General features: G+C 38.3%; 1 pseudogene. It reads right to left on the reverse strand.

The features are described 5' to 3' along the window. Window positions 1–22: 22 nt before the first annotated feature. A pseudogene (locus P5674_RS26055) lies at window positions 23–394 on the reverse strand (Uma2 family endonuclease); the annotation flags it as partial.

Genomic DNA, 394 nt, shown 5'->3' on the forward strand with positions numbered 1-394 from the left:
TCATAATGTTTACCTCCATTTTTTACAACTGTTCGGGGTCAATTCCTAACTCTCGCAGTTTAGCCGCTAGTTGGTCTTTTTGTTGTCGTTCAATTTGTAATTGATTTTGAGTAGTTACTAACTCATTTTGAATGCTGCCTAATTGATTTTGAGTAGTGATTAACTCATTTTGAACACTTCCTAACTGTCGTTGAGCTTCCGTAGCTGATTCTTCGGGAGTAGGTACTAAAACACCATCAGGACTAAAAAAGCGGAGTTGACGATTTTCTACACCTAAGAATAGTTGCAGTTGTTCACTCCATAAATGTCCCTTATCAGTCGGTGTTATCGGTTGATAGGTTCCCTGAATTAAAGCAAATCCTTGAAATTCTAAACTCTCTGGGTCAAACCAGAC

Origin of the sequence: Limnospira sp. PMC 289.06, assembly GCF_032350395.1 — a bacterium.
Taxonomy (GTDB): Bacteria; Cyanobacteriota; Cyanobacteriia; order Cyanobacteriales; family Microcoleaceae; genus Limnospira; species Limnospira platensis.